Origin of the sequence: Porticoccus sp. W117 (assembly GCF_030341905.1) — a bacterium.
In the GTDB taxonomy this organism is placed as follows: Bacteria; Pseudomonadota; Gammaproteobacteria; order Pseudomonadales; family Porticoccaceae; genus SCSIO-12696.
This window is the reverse complement of sequence record NZ_JATAAF010000046.1, coordinates 1-3,763: the sequence shown is the minus strand read 5'-3', so window position 1 is coordinate 3,763 and position 3,763 is coordinate 1. Positions and strand designations below refer to the sequence as shown.

The 3,763-nt window shown below is 53.4% G+C and carries 1 protein-coding gene; it reads right to left on the bottom strand.

Annotated features, from left to right (window positions below):
- Positions 1–3,763 (bottom strand): FG-GAP-like repeat-containing protein (locus QSV34_RS15085; protein ID WP_289156063.1); only part of this gene is annotated, 3,763 nt, incomplete at both ends.

Below are 3,763 nucleotides of genomic sequence, written 5' to 3'. Positions count from 1 at the left end.
TGTCGTAGACGTTGGTGGTAGTGACTTTGTATTGGTGGCCACTGGTGTTCAAGCCGGTGGTGTTGTCCACGGTGGTGGCGATTTGCGTCAGTGGGTTGCCGTAGCCGTCTTCGGTGGTTTCCGTGGTGACGGTTTTGAGCAAACTGCCCTGGGTAGTGGTGGCGCCGCTGGCGTTGTCCACCAGGTCGTAGGTTCTTTGGACGGACTGCGCCAGGTAAGGACGGAAAATGCCCTGGCCATTGTTGAACAAGGTCAGCTGTTGGTACTTGCCGCTGCTAGTGCCCGCCACGCTCGACCAGTCGGTAAGGTGGCCAGTGTGCCCAAGGCTACCCACCGAACCGGGGTTGTTCCAATCCCACACTTTCAGTTTCCAGGTGTTCTCGGTCTCTGACAGCAGGTGGCCTTCTTTACTGCGCACTTCTACTTTTTTGGGGTGACCCTGGAACGGGAAGTCCTGGCGGTACCAGGTGGTGTTTTGAACGCCCGTTGTGGCGTCCACTTGGCGCATTCGGCCAAAGCCCAGAAAACCACGACCCATGGCCTGCAGTTTGGCGTCGGCGTAGTAGTATTCTGTGGTGTGTACGTTGTTGGCATCGGTGGCGATGGGCGCCGATTGGTCCACGCTGGTGACGACCGGTATCTGGCCATTGAGCGGCAAGACTGGCGCCAACATGTCATTGCTGTCTACGTCGCCATCACCGTCTGTATCGATCAGGCGACGGCCTATACCATCGGCACCGGCGTCAGTCTGCCAGTCCTGGTTGAGGGCGGTGTAAAAGCTCGCCACACTGCTGTGGTTGTATTCACCACCTGCATTGCTGACCCGAGGTTTTTCGTAGTGGCCACTGGTGGACAGGGTCTGGTAGGTGATGTTGGTTTCAGCGCCCAGGCCGTTGGTAATTTGAGTGATTTTGTTGGCCAATAGATTGATGGCCCCATTGGTAGAGAGGTAGTACTCCCAACGATCATCCGAGTTGCCTACAGCTTGCAGGTTTTTTTTACGGATATCCGGAGCACCATCGCCGTTAATATCGGCAAATAGGTGTCCATAGCCAGATTCCCAATCGCCGTCCAAGCCAAACTCCACCCCATCATCAAAGGTTTCGGTAGACGGGTTCCAAAAGCGAACCACGACCGCGTGACTAGTCAACGATTTTTGTTCTCCGAGCACCACCAGATCCATAAAGCCGTCTCGGTTCATATCAATCAGTGGGCCGTAAGGATTGGCACCCGACATCGCATAGCCCTCAGCCAGACGGTCAAACACCCCATTGCCGCGGTTGATAAAAACCTGTACTGACGTGTAAGTGTATGAGGCATAGGGGGGTGCATTTGGGTTTACAGCGAGATCCTCTGGACTGTACAAATCAACATTCAGTGAGCCTTGCAATACCAGATCACTGAGCCCATCACCATTGATATCAATTCCCGAAGCGCTCTCCAGTGAATGAGTGATATTCGATAAGGCATCCAGCCAGTGATCGATTCGATAGTCCACATTCGCGTAGAGTTGATAGTCTCCTTCCGTACGCACGAACACCTTTAGTGGCGCCGTCTCCCGCAATATCTCGCAATAACCCGCATCGTTATATTCAGCACAGGTGCTGGTGCTACCAAAGGAACCCCGTATTTTTTCTTCAGCCACCACCAGGTCGTTGCGGCCATCTCCATTGAAATCCGCGCCTTGGTTGTACATATAAAGCCAGCCATCCGTATCACCATACGCCACCGAGCTGGCGTCAAAATGATAGGCCGCTGAGGAGTTATCCGTTTTCGCTGGATTGCGCTTCAGTTTGTGGGCTTTGGGTAACCCGGTACCATACTCGCGGAAGACGATATCCCCCAATCCATCTGAGTCCAAATCAGCCTGCGATACCCTCAACCCAATGCCAGAAAACTCTGGCACTGCAGTGGCGGACAAAGACCACACACCGGCAGAAGACGGTGTTGACAACAATACTCGGTTCCCAGACTCACTGGTGATTAATACGTCTTGCACCCCATCCGCATTGTAGTCCAGCAGAGTCAACTCTGTGTTGGGTGGGCGAGTAGTCGTACTCGAGCCGTAAGGAATCTGTGTCGTCGTAACGATTCGGTCACCGACATAATAGGCACTGCTATTATCACTGAAAGTGGCTGGTATCTGAGTGCTACCATTAGACAGAGCGTAATACAACCATAGATTCTCACTACTATCTCGCTCGGTCCACACAATGTCGTCACGACCATCTCCATTGACGTCACCAACCCGCTGCACTACCTGCCGAGTCGAGTTACTGGCCGAACCGTTGGCGCCTGCCACTGCAGTGTCGCTGATATGTGGTAACACTGGCACCGACCAATCAAACTGAGTTGCAGGCAAACAGTGATTGCCGACACATTCCTGACTGCTTTCAAGGCGACTGATCTGATCCGCATCGACACTGGCACCACTCTCAGTGGTAAAACTGGGCTGGGCACGGTAAGTCAAGTTGTAACGACGCAATTCTGTAGAACCATTGTACGAGCGAATTCGATTAAGGCGTTGGGTTTGGTAGGTGCGATAACCGCCTACTACGTACCCATTGATAGGGTCGGTACGAGTTTCGTATTCAAACAACACATGAGCGTTGTAAAAGCTATGGCTATTGGCATCGCCATAGGCGTATTGCGCTTTATCCAGGCGGTGACCGTCCAGATCATTGTGGTAACTGTACACAATGCGGTTGTCCGCCACGTCCCGGAACTCTTTTAGCGCCCAGGTGAGCACATAACCACTGGTTGTACCATTGGCATTGTAAGGCTGTTGCTCCGAGTCACTGCTCCCGCCCCAACCGTAGGTGCTGATGGAACCATCTTTGCGCTTGACCTCCCAATAATCCGGATGGCCAGTGGTGCCACCTTTGGCCGTGATCTTGGCAAAGCTGTCAATCTCCGTACGATATTCGGAATCGGGATCGCCGTAGATGCCGGACACCAAAATCAGGCGCTGGCCGTCCAGGGCGAAGCGGTCATTTGCACCCCAGCTGATGGGTTTGGCGACACCGTCTTGTTGCAGGGTTTGTCGGCTACGGCTGATGCCGCTTAAACCACCGATGTTCCAGCCAAGGCCCGCTACCCCATTACCCCCACCACTGTTGTAATTGAGGGAAAGTTGCGGCGCCACACCAGCGGTGCCCTCTGCGGTGGCAATGGGAATGCTGTAAGTGGCACTGCCGGATTCGTCCACCCGAAAGCTGCCTGCTGTAGTGCCCACACTGTCTGTTTCCAGGACTTCGGCTGAGCTGGCGCTCGGGGTCGGTTCTACATGGACAGATGGTGCAGCCGCAACAAATTCACCAATGAAGCTAGGCGTGGAGCCACCGGCCAAAGTTAAGGCGGAATTGGATGAAGAAGCGGGAACTAAACGAACATCTTGAAAGCCATCGTTATTGAAATCACCACTGACATATTGATAAGCACCTGCTGTCAAGCTGGTCACATCAATGGTTTCATCCACCAGGACATTGGCATCGGGATATGTGCACTGATTATCAACTACCGAACTGAGAATCTTGTAGCTGCTGCCAGCCGGGGGAATCAGGATGGGGGTCGTAATATCGACGGTGATCAGTATCACACGCTCTTTGGCTTTGAGGTAGATGTCTTCGCAGCCGTCATTATTGAGGTTACCGCTATACACCTCGTAGTCGTTGCTGCCAAATTCCACCGCACTGGCACTGCCAGCAAAAAAAGTGGTTGCCAGCAACCCCAAGCCAATAGCGCGTTTGATCCCCATCATGAT